Below are 17,988 nucleotides of genomic sequence, written 5' to 3' on the forward strand. Positions count from 1 at the left end.
CTTTTAAAATGGATATCCGATTGCGAAGTTTAAAGTCATATTATTATCCGCCTTTCCAAAGAAGGGGACATTCCAACGGTCGTTTTCATCCAAATATGGAATGCGTAGTGGTGATGCCAAATCTAAACGAATTACAAAACTTTGAATATCTAATCGTACACCAAAACCTACTCCTGCGGCAACTTCTTTTAACCAATCTTTCTCAAATTTTCCATCTGTAAAAAGTGTTTCAGAAAAGCTACTGTTCAGTTGGTCGGCTTCAATGTCAGAATAATCCCCAGTTAGCCAAACATTTCCTGCATCAACAAAAAAAGCACCTTTTAAGTACGAGAATAACGGAAAACGATATTCTACATTTGCTTCCAGTTTTAAGTTACCAGACTGGTCAAAATAATCGGTAGTGGCGTTTTCTGTTTCGGCATTAAAATTACCCGGACCTAATGAGCGAATGTTAAAGGCTCTTACACTATATGGTCCTCCTGAATAGAATTGTTTTACGAACGGTAATGTGGTACTATTTCCATAAGGCACTCCCCAACCGGCATATACCCTCGAAACTAAGGTGCGTTCTTTTTTCCATCGCAAGTATAATCGTAAATCTGCATCTGCTTTTGCGTATTGGGCATATTCCGACCCAAAAACAGTTCCGGAACCACCACTGAAAACATTCAACATATTACCCGCCAAATCAATATTTGTAGAAAAATAAATAGGAGCCTCCTTACTTAATTTCGATACTTCGTCATAAGTAAAACTATATAATAATCCAGCAATAAAGCGCTGGTCAAAACTCTGGCTTAAAAACGGATTATCATCTAATATGGTCTGGAATTCATCTGTTACTTTAGACAATTTTGAATAGTTAATGCTAATGGGGTCCAATGTGTGGTATACATACTGATTTTCTTTCCATGTATACCCAAAAGTGGCATTTACAGAATTTAACGTAAATAATTGGCTACGTTGTAGAAAATCCACTCCTAAGGATATTTTTGTCTTTGGTACCGCATATTTGAATCTGCTTGGTGAAAATGGGATGGACCTGGGTATTACAAGTTCTCCTTTAAGACCACCTGCAATGCTGCTTAGGCTAGAATTGCTCCCACTAGATAATTGTGACTCATAACTAAAACTGGCAGAAACACTAAAGGTTTCTCCGCCATTAAAAACGTTTCTATTGGTATGGCTAAGTAATATACCAGGACCTGTAAATCCGTTAGATTTAGTTACTGCTTGTAATTCTGCCCTTATGGACCGTTTTGTTAATGGCGCTAAGTAAATGCTTGCGGCCAAAGAACCGCCATCGCCATCTGTTGCAGTGGTGTCTAGTTCTGTATATTGAATGTTTACATATTTATAGCTGCCCAATGCAGAGAGTCTGTTGCTGGTTTGTTTAGAGGTGTTGGCGTCGTAGAGATTGCCTTTATTGAATAATAAGTACGATTCTAATAACTTCGGTTTAAAATACAATTCGTTCTGTACAAAATTGATACTGTCTATTTGGGTAACATTTTCTTTAGTTAAAGGTAGCGTATCTCCTTCAATAGAATAATTGGGGTACACGGTTATAGAATCTATAGTATAAGGTATAGACGCCCTTGCTGGTACATCTTTTTTCAATCGTAAAAATAAATCGAATTTTCTATTCTTATATTGGTTCGTATCCGCTTCAAAAATTAACAGGTCTTCTTGACTATTATAAAAACCTTTCTGTTTAAGTCCGTTGTTTAATCGGGCTCTTTCAGCTTTCAATAAATCTAGGTCAAACCGATCTCCTTTTACCAGCGCTGTCTCTGGTAACATTTTTTCGATTTCTTTATAAATAGGCAGCGAGTCAGATTCAAGATTGTAATTTTCCAAAACATAAGGCGCTGGCAGGCTAGCAGTATAATTAACTGAAGCAAAATTACTATCACGAACAACTTCAGATGATGAACGGCTGTAGAAAAATCCGTTATTATCTAATCTGTTCAATATCAATTCTTCAACACGTTCAGGATTAACATTTGAAAAATATACGGGTTCTTCACCAAAAGATTTATTCAAGAATTTATAAAAGAATCCCGGTTTTTCTCGTTGTGCTTTGTAATGAAAAAAGAGGGCGGGCTTCATCCCTAAAAATGTAGTGTTAGGGTTAGGTTCAACAAGGCTTAGTAATTCTGTCTCTATTTCTTTATGATCAGTAAGCTCACTATCTATTTTTAACTCAAGCTGTGCACCTGTATATAACTGTTCGCCTTCTGAAATATATTTTTCTATGCCGCATGAGTAGATGAGCAAGAATACCAAGCAGCAGAATGAGCGATATGTGAAATTATTAGTTTTCAATGTTCTCTTGTTCTTTTTTCTTTGCGTCTTTCTTAGACGATTTGTCTTCTGTATTTTCTTTTTTCAACGGATTGAACAACTGACTAAATTTGTTGAATTCACGGTCAAAAATAAATGCCACTCCGGTAACAATTAGTTGACCATCGATTATATTTTGATATTCTTGGCGCCTAAAACCTTTTAGTCTGTACGTACCTTCCTCACTTAATAAGTATTCTAAGGTTACATTCCCTATCAAAGGTGTTGCAGTTTCGCTTGATGCCGCACTGCCTTCAACATCTACCGCACTACCGGCAGTAACAATCAAACGGTCATTGAAAAGCTTTTTACTAGCATTAATATTCAGTTGTGTGCGGCTTTGAGCTGTGCCGGTTTCATAGTCTTCAAAACTATCCAAATCAAAACCAAGCTCAAAACCTGTATTACCCAATAATTTGTTAGAAATGGAGGTAAGCTCATTTGAGAGTACTTTATTAACATTGTTTCTGGCAATAGAAACGGCCCCACCGCTACTACCGTCACTACCTGTGGTTGGGTAAAAACGATTGAGTGCCAATAGGGAGAATACCTGTTTGTTCAATTCAGATTCTTGTTCGTTTAGTTGCTGAATACGACCATACACGGCACCACCAAAATTACCTTGTGCACTCTCGGGCATATCTAAGGCAAATGAAATTTCTGGTTGTGTAAGCTGTCCGTCTATATTCAAATACACTAAAAACGGAGTTAATTGTTGGTATGATCCCGAAACATTACTGTCGGTCCCATAACTTATAGAAGACATTAACGAGGATGCCGAGGTTTCAATTTCATAAATTGCGGTAACATCCATTTTGGCATCAAAAGGGTCGCCACTCCATACAATACTGCTTCCTTTCTGTAATTGAAATTCACGACTCACTAAATTGTATAAGCTAGTTCTATAAAATCCTGAGTTTAATTCCAATCTGCCAGATAACCGAATGTCTTGATTTGGGTCTATGTTTAAGTTCAATAATGCACTACCAGATGCCTGAAGTTTATCTTGTGTTTTTTCATCTAAAACAATAGTGAATTTTGCTTCATTGCCTATTTCTAATAGGGTATTGATGTCCATGCCGGCAAAAAATGAATTGGTAGTTTCTTCTTCATTTCTTGTGAGTATAGCATTAGGGTTTTCTCTATTTACAAAAATAACGACTCCATCACGTTCTTGAATGTCCAATTGATCTTGTGGTACAATATAAGTAAGGTCGGTAACATCGCGAACACGTAGTTTTCCGTCTATAACTGGTAATTCCAAATCTCCTTTAACGGTAATATCTGCCTCTATGCTTGCAATACCATAAACCAATTCATCATCTCCTTTTTTAGAATCCAATATTCTAAATTGGTCGGTTTTTACGGATAAATCAAAACTCGGGTTCGCAAAACTATTAGTAGTTACTTTTCCATCTATCGTTACTTTACCTTGGTTGATATCATTTATTGCAAATGCATTGAAGGTAATCTCGTCTTGGTCTATATCGATGGATTGATTATCGATTGACAAGGAAGTTTTATAAGCGTTTAAGCTTAGACCAAAATCATTGAAGTTTATTCTACCGGAATATTTTGGTTCAGCAAGAGTTCCTTTTACCAGTAGGCTACCATCTAAATATCCTTTGGCATTGGTTAATTGCTTGTTCGAAAATCCTTGTAAGATACTTGCTTCTAGTTTTTGAATATCTAACTCTAAATTTAAATATGCTGTATTTTCTTTAGCCGTATAGTCTCCCGTTAAGGTAAGATCTGCACCACCATCTTTCATTGCCAAATCAAAATCATATTCAGATAGCGATTTAGAAGTGGCGTCTAGGGTTAGGGTGCCCAATGGATTTTGGAGGACTTGAAAATCTTTAATATCAATATCTGCTACTAACCCAGTAGCAGCATACGGATTTAGAATTACGAAGTTGCCTTCCACTTTACCTTTTACCAAAACTTCATCAGGATTAAAAAAACTTAAGAAGGTCTGTAATTGAAAATTCTCGAATAGTATTCCAATATGTTCAGTATTCATATTTGGAAACTTGTTTGAAATTTCCATTTTTTGAGAATTTCTAGTCAAGATGAAATTTTCAAAGTTGGAATATGCTTCGGAAAAAACTATGGTATTCTCCTTAGGTATTTCCCATTTCTTTTCGTTTAAAATTAAATCTTTAGGGTCAATACGGAGTTTTAGAGTATCTTTTTGGAACGCCAATCCAGATGCAATATGCATAACCTTTACGGTATCATTTCTAGAAATGAAGTCTAGCAACAATTCTTTGTTTTTAAGACTACCTTCTAAGTAAGTTTGTTTTAGATGGATAGGATCATAGTTTAAATTTGCCAAACCAGCGGAGAACTTAAGATTTAAGGAATCTCCTTTAATAAAAGCATTTAAACTGTCTATAGAGCTACCGGCATAAGAAATGTGGGGTACTTTTACTTCAGCAGAAATCTTTTGTTTTTTAGAATTAAAGTTAGCGTTTATATTTAGCGAATCTAAATCTTCAATTCCGTTAAAAAATACTTTGGATAATACTGGAGTAGGGATAACGGCAAGTGCCAGTTTAGCGTCAATATCATCTTCGGCTTCAAAAGTGTCGCCGTCAGTAGAAAAATACTGTTCTATTTGCTTTTTGAGGGCATTTGTAATGCGGTTGGGCGATGCGTTAGATGCCAATTGCCCGTTCAAGAAATTACTTTGTATTGATACGTCGGTTATAGAATCTTCAATATGTGCTTTTAAAGCTATTGTAGAAACTTGATATTGTTCATTATCTGCTATTGCTACTCCATCATCAATAGTTGTGTTGATGGTGAAATTTGACGGTACGCCCGTATAATTTCCATTAATATTTGCAGCAATTTTAATATTATTTTTTGTAAAACCTAGCTGCTGTAAATCTGCACCAACAATAGTTGAAGTAAAACTAATTTCATTTTCTTGTGATGAAAATGCTATAGAAGCATTTGCTTTCAAATTCAGATTTGGGTCATTTATACTTGCGGTGAAATCACCGTTACCATCTTTTAAATTACCAGAAATAGCTGTCTTTTCATATGTATAGCCAATGTATTGTACTTGTGAAATAGTACCGTTTATTTCTGCATTTAAATTTTCTAGCTCACTACCCGAACCTTTACCTTTTAGTTCAAGCGAAATTTTTCCCAATTGGTCGTTTTGCAGCAGCTTTCCAAGTTGTAAACTATCTACAGAAACGGCACCGTTAAATTTCATGATATCTCCAAAATCTACACGTGCATTTATGTCAGCGGTTCCTTCAGGAATTTTGATGTTTAATTCAGGATTAACCCAAGTTGTTCCACCAGATATTTTACCTTTAGCTACAATAATTTCAGGAATAGAAATACCTAAATCTTTGGATGATATTATTTTATTGACGGCATTTTTAGTACTTTTAATGTCAATACTGTTCAAATTATAAGTTAGAGAATCTGTATTGGTAAGATTGCTGATACTCCCTTTTGTGGCAAATGTAGTATCATCTCCCCACTGGAATGCCGTGCTAAAATCATTTACTTTTTGTAAACTGCCTTGGGCTTTTAAATTTCCGATAATGGGGTGTGCGGTTAACGAATCTAAATATTGATTATGAGCAAGCTCTGGAACCAATTGTAGTACATCATTAAGCTCGAGAATTAGGTCTGATAAATTGGCGGAAAGAGTGCTTTTTTCCGGATTTTTCAATGCCGCTTTTAAGGAGCTAAATTGTATTTTTAAATCTGCTTTCGCAGAGCTTTGGTTCATTTGTAAAACCAAATTTGAAAGTGAAGCGGCGGTATCTGATAAACCAGCCTTAAAAGCCAATTGTTTTAAGCCTATGCCACTCGCCTCTGAAAAGGAGAACTTAGAAACATCTAAGTTGAATTTCTCTGGTTGGTATTTTAAATCTTCAGCTTGTAGTTGTACCTTTTCAATTTTAAAAGCATTTGGGTTAAAGCTTTCATTGCTTTGTTTGGTTCCATTTAAAGAATAGCTAAACGTGTTATTTGCTATGTTGATATCATTGGCTGCAATGATAAACTTGGGCCATTCAAAGGGTACACTATTACCAGTGTCGCTTTTAACAGATGTTTCACTTTTTAATTGAATAGCTACTTGTGAGTTTTGAAATACTAAATCATTCGTTTCATATCTATTTTTAGAAACATCTGCCAGTATTTCCGTAAGTTCTATTGTACCAAGTTTTAATTGAGTCTGTAGACCATCGGGTTGACTGTTGTAGGTGATGTTTAAATTTTTTACATTAAAATCTTCAACTTCAATATATGGTAGAGCTGTACTTGTGGTGTCTTCGGTTATTGGAAATGCATGAGATTGTTGATACTTAAACTCTGTATCGCTCAACTCAAAATCATCCAAAGAAAACTTCATGACATCTAAGTCAAATTCAGATACATCTAACTTTAATTTGCCAAGTATTAAATTAATATCCGCTCCAAGATAGGCATCGCTATACTTCAATGTCCAATCGGATACATCTAAACTACCTACATCAATATTCATAGGTTCTGAAGTTGTTGCCGTGCTATCTGTTGGTGTAGTTAACGCATCTATAAGAAAAGTGAAATTAAATTCCTTAGGATTTTCCTTTCTACTAATATGGGCAACTACACCTTTAGAAACGACGCCGTCAATAGAAAGTTCATTTTTAAAAAGAGCAGGGTAAATAGGAATATCTGCTTGTAGTGATTCTGAATAGAAAAGTGTATCACCTTTTACATCCTCTAAATATACGTTCTTAATGTGAATATCTCCGGAGAAGGTTAAATACAAATTACCAACTTCTACTTTGGTATTTGTTCTGTCAGATATATACTTAGTGACTTTAGACACAACGAAGTTCTGCGCCCAAGGGGTTCTTATTACCAATACCATTATAAAAAAAAGTAAAAATATACCGAGGATAAATTTTCCTAGGTATTTTAAATACTTTTTAAGATTGCGATTTTTTTTGGCCATTTTGGTAACATGGTGTTATTGAATAGTAATATTCAACAAGGAGGCTTAAAAAACAATTATTCTAGTTGAGCCAAAATACCCGATATAATTATAATTAGTAGCACTATTATGATTATCAGATTGTAAAACCTTCTCTTTTTTTTCTTGGTTTCTTTGAGTGTTGCCATTAAAATGCAAAGTTAAGCCGTTCAATATATAATTTTAGCTTATTTGTCAAGAAGATTATCTGTATACAATATATCCTATTTTTTTGATTGTTTAAGATATAATTGAGTGTTGAGAACAGTTGGTCTAAACTTAATAACATTCCGTCTACACTTAGCTTGGCTTAAACCATAATTGGTAATTAGAACGACGCAAAGCACATACCTTTGGAGTGTAATTAAACGATTATTAAACAATAGCACTAATATTAAAGCATATGATAGCACTTAGAAACACAAAAAGAAGTTTAGGTTATTTTGAAACCGCTAGCCATGATGAAATGTTTGAAATTTCAAATTTTACTATTACAAATTCAGAATTGATTCTTGAGGCTATGGCATTTTAAAAAAAAGATGTAAAAATAGTTCCCCCCAAATCGAAGAAGGCCAATAGAAATATTGGTCTTTTTTATTTTAAGCCTTTTGTTTGTATGCTATGAAAACTATCGGCCTGTAAACGGAGCAACTCCTCTGCTTTTTTCTTTTTGTAACCATATAACTCTTCTTCACCTTTTAAATCTTCATAGATTTTTTGGTTTATTTCTCCATCAGTAGAGACTATAAGTTTACGTTGTGCCAATTTTTGCTCAACCCAAGTGGATAATATACTTTCTTCTTCCTCTAGTTTAACGTCATATTCCCCTTTTGGCGCAAGTAGTTTTGCAATGATGGGAGAAGTCTCTATTGCTAGGAACAAAAGAAATATAAAAAATGAAGGAAGCCACGGTAATTCATCTAAAGCAGTTATTCTTGCCATTAATCCGTCAAAACCATCAATAATGGGTTGCGAATTTTTGACTACCTCAGTATATTCAGTATCCAATGCGGTAATTTGAGATTCTATACCCGCTATTTTTTCTGCATTCGTAGTTTTCAGCGTCTGTAATTCGGCAAGTGCGGCATCATGCTTTTCACGTTTTTCGGCATAAACAGGTCCTTTCCCTAGTAATTTAGTTCCAGCTGTGCCTTCGGCTTCATTAATGTAAATATCGTACAGCGCGTTCGTCTCGGTTTCCTTTATTTGAACTTCGTTCTTTAACGCAGCGATATCTTGATTTAATCGTTCAACTTTGGGCGTGTACTGCAGTGCAAGTTGGTCTTTGTTGGCAAGCGTAAGGTCATTCTTTTGCTCTAATAATACCTGATTGATTTCTTTCTCGAAAATTTTCATTTCCAAAGGTTTTGATATCACAATGGCAATGATAATTGCGAGTACTATTCGCGGAGTAGCTTGCAAGAATTCTTGACCAAAGCTGTTCCTCTTTTTAATAGTGGAAACTATAAAACGGTCTAAATTAAATATCAGCAATCCCCAAATTAATCCGAAGAAAACTGCGGCATATACATTGTCAAAAACGGTGAAAAGCGCATAACTACTGGCAATAAATGCCATAATAGCAGTAAAGAATACAGTTGCACCAATACCGGCATACTTGTTTTGCTCCCCTTTGGAGCATGTTTTTAAAAGTTCCGCGTCTGCACCTGAGCAGAGAATAAAAAAGTCTTGTATCATGATGATTGATTTGATTCTTACCTACTTAATAGTGGGTAAGCTGATGATGATATATAATGTGTGAACGTAACTATTTGATTTTTGGTACTGAAAAAGCCCTCGAAAAGAGGGCTTTAACATATGTTTGACGTTGTTATTAGTTTATTGTTACAGGTTCTTTGGTAATTCTTATCATTGTCTTGCCGTTTTTATTACGAGATTCTATATTCAATTCTTTATTTTTCTTCAATAATTCAATGGCTTCGTCTGAAGATACATCCTTGTCTTCGTACATAAATAATGCTCCATTTTTTGCTGCATTTATAACGTAGTCTAGAGGTGTAACAGGATTAGGTGGTGTTGGTGGAGCCGGAATGCGTAAATCATTATGTTTTTTATATATACGAACCTCTGGCTGTTTGTTTGTGTATGGTAATGTTTCTATTTTAATATCTTTTTCACTTTTTACAATTTTAAATCCTTCTTCAGATGTTATTTTTTTACCATCAAAATAGAACTGAGCGTCTTGGTTCGCAAGATCTTTTAAAGAATTCATTAGGGTAGGTGATTTGTTAGTTTTTAAAGAACTAGAGTTATAAATATAAACTCGCATATTTTCATTAGCTGAAAAATCTGTATTTTTTTTATCAGCATCAGTATAAAAGGATGTACTAGACGTTGGGACGCCATTTAGAGCTTTTAAATCTAAATTGTTATGGTCATAAGGGTCTTGGGTTTGTATAATTTCTTTTAATTGAGCACTGGCATAGTTACTGGTATTTAAGGTCTTTGGCGCATCTGGAGAATGAGGTGGTGCAGCGAAATTTAAGGATGATTCTATATGTGTATTTGGTTCTTTTGGCGCCGGCGGAGGTGGAATGTTACTTTTTTCACCTTTTTTTACTCCAGGCGCCATTGGAGCAGGTGGTGGTTCGGGGAAATCGGGAAAAGGCTCGGCAGAAGTTTTTTGTTGGTCAGACATTAAGTCGAAGATGTAATTTAATTTGTCAACATCAGATTTCATGATTCTAATATTACCACCTTCAGCTATCAAAGTATTGTATTTATTAGCCAAATTGTTGTATTCAGCTAATTGTGCTTTTGTTGCACCATCTTGATCTTGTTTAGGTAAACATTCAGGGAAGGGTTGAGATGCTTTTCTTTCTTCTACAGTCATGTTTCTATAAATAGATTCTAATATCCTTAAATCACTCAGCGGAATTTTTCTTTTTTCAATAGGAATTGCATTGTACTTTTTGGCTAATATATTGTAGTGGTTAAAAGCTCTTTTGCTCAGATTTTCATTTATGTCACCAGAAGATGTGTATATGGCAAATTGTGCATTATCATAATCCTCTAAAGGCGACATAGCTTTTACGCTATGGCGCTTTACTATTGCATTTAATTGAGAAGCGGGTATAATTTTGTCATCGTCAACTGAAATATAATCGTTTAGGGTGTTTAACTGTATCCAGCCTGATGAACTTACTAAGTAGAGTAAATTGTCTATTTCAACAACTATTTTTTCATTGCCTTTTTTAGCTTTTTTTAGTTTTTGATCAAAAGCATGCTCTTTATCAATATCTACCTTAAATTCTTGATTCGATGAGTTTGAATAATCTCTATTGCTTGTGAAAAGTTTTGAAAATTCTGGTACATCCGAATTCTTCTTTTGAAGTCCAAAATAAAATGAGTTAATGATTTCACCTTGTATATTGCCCCAGTGTTCTTGTTGTATAAGTGGTTTATACCCATTTTTTTTAACCGAAAGAGAAAAGTATATTTCACCGGGTTGTTCTATTTCTAATTTAAGTAAATAATTTCCTTGGTTGTCGGTAGCAGTTAGTAAATTTCCTTTTTCATCTCTTATTTCGGCATTTTCTAAGGGCTGTAAAGTCTTTGAATCTACTACTGAACCTGTTAGTTTTATTATTCTTTTAGGGGCTATTTGGTTGTTACTATTTCTATTGGCTTCAATATTCTTTGTTGTTTTTTCACTGAATCCAAATAGTAAAATTGCCAATAACGGAAGCAACAATAGACTCCGAATTAAAATCTCTTTTTTTGATGTTTGTTTTTTCATGATGACAAATCGTTTTTTGATTGATGAATAATTGATGGCATTTGCGATACCAACTGATTGATGGGTGTTAAAGCTTTCGTTTGATAAGTACGACAGTAAAGTGTTTTGATAGTTTAAGTGGTCTTCTTCACCATTGAGTACGGCGCTATCTGCCAAGAATTCATGGTTTAGTTTTATGGCTTTTTTAAATACATAGATTAATGGGTTAAACCAGAATATGACCTGTAATAATTCAAGGAAAAGTACATCTAAACTATGTCTTTGGGTCGCATGGGTTTCTTCATGTCGTAAGACCGATTTTGGAATGCTTTTCGATTTAAATTTTTGTTTGTTTAAAAATATATAACGTAAAAAAGTATGCGGAGGTAGTTGTTCTTTTAGCAATACCCTAACTATAGAGTTATTTTTTATTTGGGTATTACTTCTAATACGTTTCCAAATTTTGACAAGATTATAAAGAAAGCGAAATCCGAAGCTAATAACTCCTAATCCGTAAATAGTCCACAGTATTAAAGACCAATTCACTGGCGATTTTTCAATAGCAGTAACTACAGGTGCTATCTCTGGTTGTTCATTTAGTGTTAAAACTTGGGTGACCGTAGTGCTGGGTTCTATTTTAACATATTCTGTAAAGACAACCTGGGGTATAATAAAAGAAGCAATTAGTGCTATTAATAGAAAAAATCTTTTAAAATGATGAATACTTTCCTTTTCTAAAAGAAGTTTATAGAAAAGAAGAAAAATAGCCATGCAGGCGGCGGATTTTAAAAGGAAGATTTCCATGATTACTTCTTTTTGATTTCTACGTCTATTAATTTTTTTAATTCCTCTAATTCAGTTTTACTTAAATTGGTTTCTTGGGCAAAGAATGATGCAAACTGACTAGCACTATCGTTAAAAAAGTTTTTAATTAGTCCGTTTACATGTTTAGAGAAATAATCTTTCTTCTTAACTAGGGGAAAGTATTCTCTGCTGCGTCCAAAATTCTTATAATCTATAAATCCTTTATCGGTCATTCTTTTTAATAAAGTAGCTACAGTAGTCGTTGCAGGTTTTGGATCTGGATATTCATCTAGCAAATCTTTCATAAAAGCTTTTTTCTGCTTCCAAAGAATATTCATTAACTCTTCTTCTGATTTTGACAATTGCATTTTCTACAAATTTAGAATGTGTTCTACAAACATAGAGTAAATATTTTAATTCTACAAGTGTAGAGTTAATTTTGTTTTTTTTGCTTTAGGGATAGTTATGTAAAGCCCGTATTCAATTTCTAACGATGTGTACTTGCACTACATAACCCTACTCCAATTCTTTGGGAAAAGGTTCAGTTGCCCCACTTAAAAGATGTAAATTTGTATTCTAAAAACAACCTAGAATGAGTGTAAAAGAAGATTTGGAAGCACGTAGTGGTTCCACTTGCGAATTATGTACTGGAACCAATAATTTAGAAGTTTTTGAAGTAGAACCAGTTTCTATAAGCGGAGTCGATTCTAGTATTTTAGCATGCGAAACATGCCGTACACAAATTGTAGATTCTGAGCAAATGGATGCTAATCACTGGCGCTGTCTTAATGATAGCATGTGGAGCGAATATGATTCTGTTAAAGTGGTAGCTTGGAGAATGCTAAGTAGACTAAAATCTGAAGGTTGGCCTAAAGATTTGTTAGATATGATGTATTTAGAGCCAGAGGTTTTAGACTGGGCGAAAGCAACAGGAGAAGGTTTGGCCGAGGCTGACAAGATTATTCACCGCGATGTAAACGGCGTAATTTTAGAAAATGGAGATAGTGTTGTTCTAGTAAAAGATTTAAAAATAAAAGGATCTAGCCAGGTAGCTAAACAAGGCACTGCGGTACGTAGAATTTCATTAGATCGTGAAAATGCGGAATATATTGAAGGTAAAGTAGGGCCAACGCTTACTGTAATTATTACTAAGTACGTTAAGAAAATTTAAAGTTACAAATTGTTGATAAGTTTGCAAAACCTTATTTAGAATCATTCTAAATAAGGTTTTGTTTTATGTATCTTTATATCATATGATAAATGATATTATCAAGAGACCTCAATCCTTCAGAAGGAAGTGGCTCAAATATGGGTGGATAATCAGTTTTATTAAAACTTGTTATATGGTTATCCGATTCGGTATTGATAAGATACTGTAATCAAAATTAAAGGTTCTCTGTTCCAGCAGGGAATCTTTTTTAACTATTCAAATATAACAATTTTATTCACGTAAACAATTAACCAACTACTTCTTGGTCATTTCTGTAAAATACTCATAAAAATAAGGGATGGTTTCAATTCCTTTAAAGTAGTTCCATACTCCAAAATGTTCGTTAGGGGAGTGTATGGCATCACTATCTAAACCAAAGCCCATTAAAATAGTTTTGCTCTTTAGTTCTTTTTCAAAAAGAGAAACAATAGGAATACTACCACCACTACGCTGCGGAATTGGTTTTTTACCGAATGTAGTTTCATACGCTTTTGAAGCTGCTTGGTAAGCAACGGTATCAATAGGAGTAACATACCCTTGTCCGCCATGATGCGGTTTTACAACCACTTTCACACCTTTTGGTGCAATGGCTTCAAAATGGGTTTTGAACAGCTCGGTAATTTCTTTCCAATCTTGATTAGGAACCAATCGCATTGATATTTTTGCGAATGCCTTACTTGCAATAACGGTTTTGGCACCCTCACCAGTGTATCCGCCCCAAATACCATTAACATCTAATGTTGGTCTAATGGAATTACGTTCGTTGGTAGAGTATCCTTTTTCACCGTAAACAGATTCAATATCTAGTGCATTTTGATATTTTTCTAAACTAAAAGGTGCTTTTGCCATTTCCGCTCTTTCTTCAGTAGAAAGCTCTTCAACCCTATCATAAAAGCCTGGTATGGTAATATGATTGTTTTCATCATGTAGACTAGCAATCATTTTTGTTAGAATATTGATTGGGTTGGCAACAGCTCCACCATACAAACCAGAATGTAAATCCCGGTTAGGACCCGTAATTTCTACTTCAACATAACTAAGTCCGCGAAGTCCCGTTGTTATTGAAGGGACATCATTGGCAATCATACCTGTATCCGATATTAAAATAACATCGTTAGCCAATTTCTCTCTGTTTTCAGCTACATAAATAGCTAGGTTGTTACTACCAACTTCTTCTTCACCTTCAATCATGAATTTAACATTACACGGTAGTTGGTCTGTCTTGACCATAAGTTCCAATGCTTTTACATGCATGTACATTTGGCCCTTGTCATCGCAAGCTCCACGAGCAAATATGGCACCTTCAGGATGTTTATCCGTTTTTTTGATAACGGGTTCAAACGGTGGTGAATGCCAAAGATTAATTGGATCGGCAGGCTGCACGTCATAATGGCCATATACAAGAACGGTTGGTAGATTAGGATTTATGATTTTTTCTCCATACACAATTGGGTAACCTGCTGTTTCATGAATTTCAACAATGTCGCAACCTGCTTCTTCTAATCTTTTTTTAACTGTTTCCGCCGTATCCAAGACATCTTGAGAATAAGCAGAATCTGCGCTAACAGACGGAATCTTAAGCAATTCAATAAGCTCATTTAAAAATCGGTCCTTATTCTCCGATAGATAATTCTTTACGTTTTTCATGTACTATTTTATATGACTTTTGTTAAAAGTACAAAAAGTGTGATTTTTAAATAGCTAAAATTTAGAGAATTGATTTTTTGCGTTATATTTGCACCCCGAATATCACATATCGTGATTTTGGAAAATATGCAGGCGTGGTGGAATTGGTAGACACGCTAGACTTAGGATCTAGTGCCGCAAGGTGTGAGAGTTCGAGTCTCTCCGCCTGTACAACAAGGGAAAGCCGACTTTTAGGAGTCGGCTTTTTTAGTTCTGGGTAACACATAGGTAACACAATTCGATATTTTTCTTTTGGACATTTTAGATGATACCATTTCTAACTATTTGAAGTCAAATTAATAGTTTTTAGTCATTTAGAGGTGTTTCACGCATCAGCCCCAAATCTTACCATAACTTACCTGCGCCTGGATCCTGTGGGATTTTTGTAGTGTTCCGGCAGATAAGCGTCAAGCAAAAATCCCATAGGGCGCACCCTACTTTTGATTTGGAACACTATCTTTTTCCTTTAACCATTTTTGGTACGATTCGTAATGCCCGGGATTCCGGTCAAAGTAACCTTTTAGGTTAAATATTACTTCCTGCTCTCCCTCGGTAAATGCCCTTTCCTGGACTTCCCCTATTCGGGCGACCTGCAGGGCCAGGTATCCTATGATGACCAAGGAAACGAGCCAAATCGAGTATTGAATCCATTGTTGTATTTTCGGAACCAGTTTTGCTTTTGAAACCTGAATCCTGATATCCTCAACCGACTCCCGAAGCTTTTCGGTATTCACCTTCTCTGAATTCAGATGCTCTTGGAGCAATCGTTCAATTTCGGTAGTATCCGGTATCACTTTGATGTTGTCCGTATTTTTGGTCAACCGTTCCAATCTACTAATGGACTTGTTGAACCCGTCCAGCTCGTCGGTGAGCAGTTCCATTACCTCGTCCAGCTTCTTGTATCCCATAGCTTCTTATTTTTAAAATCCTATGCCAGTATCGATGGCCTTTTTGATGGTTTTTTTGATGATATTCTTGGCAATGCTTGTGGCCAAATTGGCACTCATTTCCATGGTTTTCCCCATAAGCTGGACCGATTTGCCGACCTCTTTTGGTTTTGCAATCCCTTTGTTCTGGGAAAGTTGTGCCATAATCCTTCCTCCGGACATGGAGCGGTGTACCTCACTGGCCTTGAAGTTATGACCTTGATATTGGAACCGAAAACCTTGTAACCTGTTCGCTTTGTTAATGGTCGGAATCACTTCCACGTTCCTTTCCTGCATGGCCTTGATGTAGGAGTCCAATGTTTTTGGCCTGTCGCTCTCCATTACTTTTTGATGGATGTCCTTTATTTCAAGCCGGACCTTTATGGAATCTAGCTCCTTTTCCATTTGTACCTCTTTTACTGTTGTAAGCCCCATTTCCTTGGCAACATTTTCGGCGGCCAGTTGGCTCCGCTTGCCTATATAACTGTCATTGTAGGCCTTGCCATCAAAACCGATACGGTTCACGTACAAATGGACATGGGTGTGTGCCTTGTCCCTGTGGACAAAGGCGATGGCCTGCCGTTGCTTCAATTGCATTTCCTTGATAAACTTTTGTGTTAATTCCCCTAATTGTTGCTTATAAAGGTTCCTACCATCCTCTTGGGTCGGACTGAGTATAAAGCTTAAGGTGTTCTTTTGACAACGGGTATTCTCTTCCTGTATCAACGTGAACTCCTCGGTTATCTCTTGGGGACTGTTGCCGGCCAAATGTTGGCTGAATACGATTTCCGCATCCTTCTCCTGGTTCCAACCGTAATCGATACTTGTTCCCGTATGCGCTATGGACGTTCCTTTGCCGATCATTATTTCGTTCTTTTGAAATTATATAGGTGTGTTCGTATTTCCTCCGCCAGTTGCTCCACCTCGCTGGCCAGTTTGGGATTGTGTTTCCTGAACATGTTCCCGATCCGGGTGAAGTTTGTCTTATACTTCACCAACATTTTATAATGGTCCGATTGTTGCTCGGTCAACCGTTCGATAACGGCATTGCCGAAAGCGGAGCTGCGGCAATATTCGGAGAGGGAAATTCCCGCCCGTTCCGCCCTTTTGCTAAGCAGTTTTTTTTCGTAGATGGAGCACCGGAACTTGATATAGGTCCTTTTCATTTTTCCCTTACTTTGCGACCATCGGGAGTAAAGCGAGTTTGTCTTTGTGGCAACAAAGACACATCTCGCGCTTCCTGACCAAGTCCCTTTTTGGCATTGTAGATGAGCCATTCGTTCATATCCTTGAATCCTTCATAAAGCATTGATTTGTCCAGGCAATTTATGGAATGGGCCATTAATTTTTGGGTCGTCCTTCTTCCATTCGGATCGTTGTCCAAGTAGAGGTCGATTTGCAAATAACCTTTCATTATTTCCATTGCTTTTGAAACGAAAGCAGTTGAGTTCAGGACCAGAAAATCATATTCCGCTTCCAACATTTCATTATAACTAAGAAGGGATAGCAGGTCGAACACGCCCTCGGTAACGATGAGTTTTCCGTTTCCTTTTTTGATGTGGGTGATATCCTTGGGCGAACTACAGTTCTTATAATATTTGTTCCGAAGCTCCCAACCGCCAGAATCGTTTTTAAAACCGATGGCGAAGTAGCTTTTATTCTTAAAACTATAATGGACCTCCCTAATAAATTTCTTGGCCGTTATAAGCAAAATGTATCTAGAATTTAAATAACCCAGCAGAGCATAATTGGCAAGTTCCTTGACTTCCTTTACAAGGATCTTATCCTGTTGTTCCACTTCAAAACAGGGCCGCTGTTGAAAGAAAAAAGAGGAATTGTCGTCCCCGATGATTCTTAGGGCATCGCTTACCGTGCAGTGTTGAATCCTGCAGATCAGGTCGATAACATTCCCACCGGTTCCTTCCCCATGATCGTACCACCTATTGAGGTTCTTGGACACCTTGAAAGAGGCTTGGGTCTCGAGCCGGAACGGGCTCAGGAACCAAGCTGCTTTATCGCTTGTCGCGGTCGGAAAGTGCCCGAGTTTTGCCAGCGCTTTTTCGATGGGAAAAGCTCGGGCTCTTTCACACGATAATCCTTTTGTTCTTTTCTCTTTCATCAGCCTCTTTTATTGTTATTTCGCTTACCATCCTACCTAAGCCCGTGTTTATTCTTGTTCAGAGCTTAGGTGGGTATAAATTCGACCTTACCCATCTTACCCAATAAGGTAGGTTAGGTAATACTTAGGTAACTAGTTGTTTATATATCCTACCTTAAGGTAGCT

12 protein-coding genes and 1 tRNA gene are annotated in these 17,988 nt (G+C 36.2%); 3 read left to right on the plus strand and 10 right to left on the minus strand.

Annotation, left to right across the window (positions count from 1 at the left end; genetic code table 11):
* Positions 1 to 3 precede the first annotated feature (3 nt).
* A complete protein-coding gene (gene tamL, locus BTR34_RS10635) occupies positions 4 to 2,328 on the minus strand; it encodes a translocation and assembly module lipoprotein TamL (RefSeq protein ID WP_068481300.1) in 2,325 nt (774 codons plus the stop codon).
* Positions 2,318 to 7,237, minus strand: a complete 4,920-nt coding sequence (locus tag BTR34_RS10640; RefSeq protein WP_197496119.1) for a translocation/assembly module TamB domain-containing protein — start codon at positions 7,235 to 7,237, stop codon at positions 2,318 to 2,320. Before BTR34_RS10640 ends, tamL begins: the two co-directional genes overlap by 11 nt.
* Before the next feature lie 505 nt (positions 7,238 to 7,742).
* On the opposite strand from BTR34_RS10640, the gene BTR34_RS19175 reads away from it, so the two are divergent.
* Positions 7,743 to 7,871: a hypothetical protein gene (locus BTR34_RS19175; protein ID WP_262493626.1), complete on the plus strand. Its 129-nt coding sequence runs from the start codon at positions 7,743 to 7,745 to the stop codon at positions 7,869 to 7,871.
* Positions 7,872 to 7,933: 62 nt separating this feature from the next.
* Here BTR34_RS19175 and BTR34_RS10645 read toward each other — a convergent pair whose 3' ends face one another.
* From BTR34_RS10645 to BTR34_RS10655, 3 genes are all read right to left on the minus strand, one after another.
* A complete protein-coding gene (locus BTR34_RS10645; protein WP_068481306.1) occupies positions 7,934 to 9,037 on the minus strand; it encodes a DUF4407 domain-containing protein in 1,104 nt (367 codons plus the stop codon).
* A 136-nt stretch (positions 9,038 to 9,173) separates the two neighbouring features.
* Positions 9,174 to 11,882, minus strand: coding sequence for a M56 family metallopeptidase (locus BTR34_RS10650; RefSeq protein ID WP_082960097.1), 2,709 nt, complete (start codon positions 11,880 to 11,882; stop codon positions 9,174 to 9,176).
* Positions 11,883 to 11,884: 2 nt separating this feature from the next.
* The gene (locus BTR34_RS10655) at positions 11,885 to 12,250 is read right to left on the minus strand and encodes a BlaI/MecI/CopY family transcriptional regulator (RefSeq protein ID WP_068481312.1); all 366 of its coding nucleotides are present in this window, start codon (positions 12,248 to 12,250) and stop codon (positions 11,885 to 11,887) included.
* A 224-nt stretch (positions 12,251 to 12,474) separates the two neighbouring features.
* Here BTR34_RS10655 and BTR34_RS10660 point away from each other — a divergent pair, with 224 nt between their 5' ends.
* Positions 12,475 to 13,053: a PhnA domain-containing protein gene (locus BTR34_RS10660; RefSeq protein WP_068481315.1), complete on the plus strand. Its 579-nt coding sequence runs from the start codon at positions 12,475 to 12,477 to the stop codon at positions 13,051 to 13,053.
* A 294-nt stretch (positions 13,054 to 13,347) separates the two neighbouring features.
* Here the strand turns inward: BTR34_RS10660 and BTR34_RS10665 are convergent, their stop codons facing one another.
* On the minus strand, positions 13,348 to 14,739 hold the full coding sequence (locus tag BTR34_RS10665) for a dipeptidase (protein ID WP_068481318.1): 1,392 nt from the start codon (positions 14,737 to 14,739) through the stop codon (positions 13,348 to 13,350).
* 128 nt (positions 14,740 to 14,867) lie between these two features.
* Between BTR34_RS10665 and BTR34_RS10670 the strand changes: the two genes are divergently transcribed.
* Positions 14,868 to 14,949 (plus strand) — tRNA-Leu (locus BTR34_RS10670).
* A gap of 263 nt (positions 14,950 to 15,212) precedes the next feature.
* Here the strand turns inward: BTR34_RS10670 and BTR34_RS10675 are convergent.
* Genes BTR34_RS10675 through BTR34_RS10690 form a run of 4 tightly spaced genes read right to left on the minus strand, consistent with a single transcriptional unit; the run spans position 15,213 to position 17,823 of the window.
* Positions 15,213 to 15,686 (minus strand): DUF6730 family protein, encoded by a 474-nt coding sequence (locus tag BTR34_RS10675; RefSeq protein WP_068481322.1) that lies wholly within the window; start codon positions 15,684 to 15,686, stop codon positions 15,213 to 15,215.
* Positions 15,687 to 15,698: 12 nt separating this feature from the next.
* Positions 15,699 to 16,568: a relaxase/mobilization nuclease domain-containing protein gene (locus BTR34_RS10680; RefSeq protein WP_068481325.1), complete on the minus strand. Its 870-nt coding sequence runs from the start codon at positions 16,566 to 16,568 to the stop codon at positions 15,699 to 15,701.
* Positions 16,568 to 16,981, minus strand: coding sequence for a mobilization protein MbpA (mbpA, locus tag BTR34_RS19220; protein WP_317039562.1), 414 nt, complete (start codon positions 16,979 to 16,981; stop codon positions 16,568 to 16,570). Before mbpA ends, BTR34_RS10680 begins: the two co-directional genes overlap by 1 nt.
* Positions 16,867 to 17,823, minus strand: a complete 957-nt coding sequence (locus BTR34_RS10690; protein ID WP_068481328.1) for a toprim domain-containing protein — start codon at positions 17,821 to 17,823, stop codon at positions 16,867 to 16,869. The genes mbpA and BTR34_RS10690 overlap by 115 nt, the downstream gene beginning before the upstream one ends.
* Between the last annotated feature and the right edge of the window lie 165 nt (positions 17,824 to 17,988).

Origin of the sequence: Maribacter hydrothermalis (genome assembly GCF_001913155.1) — a bacterium.
Taxonomy (GTDB): Bacteria; Bacteroidota; Bacteroidia; order Flavobacteriales; family Flavobacteriaceae; genus Maribacter; species Maribacter hydrothermalis.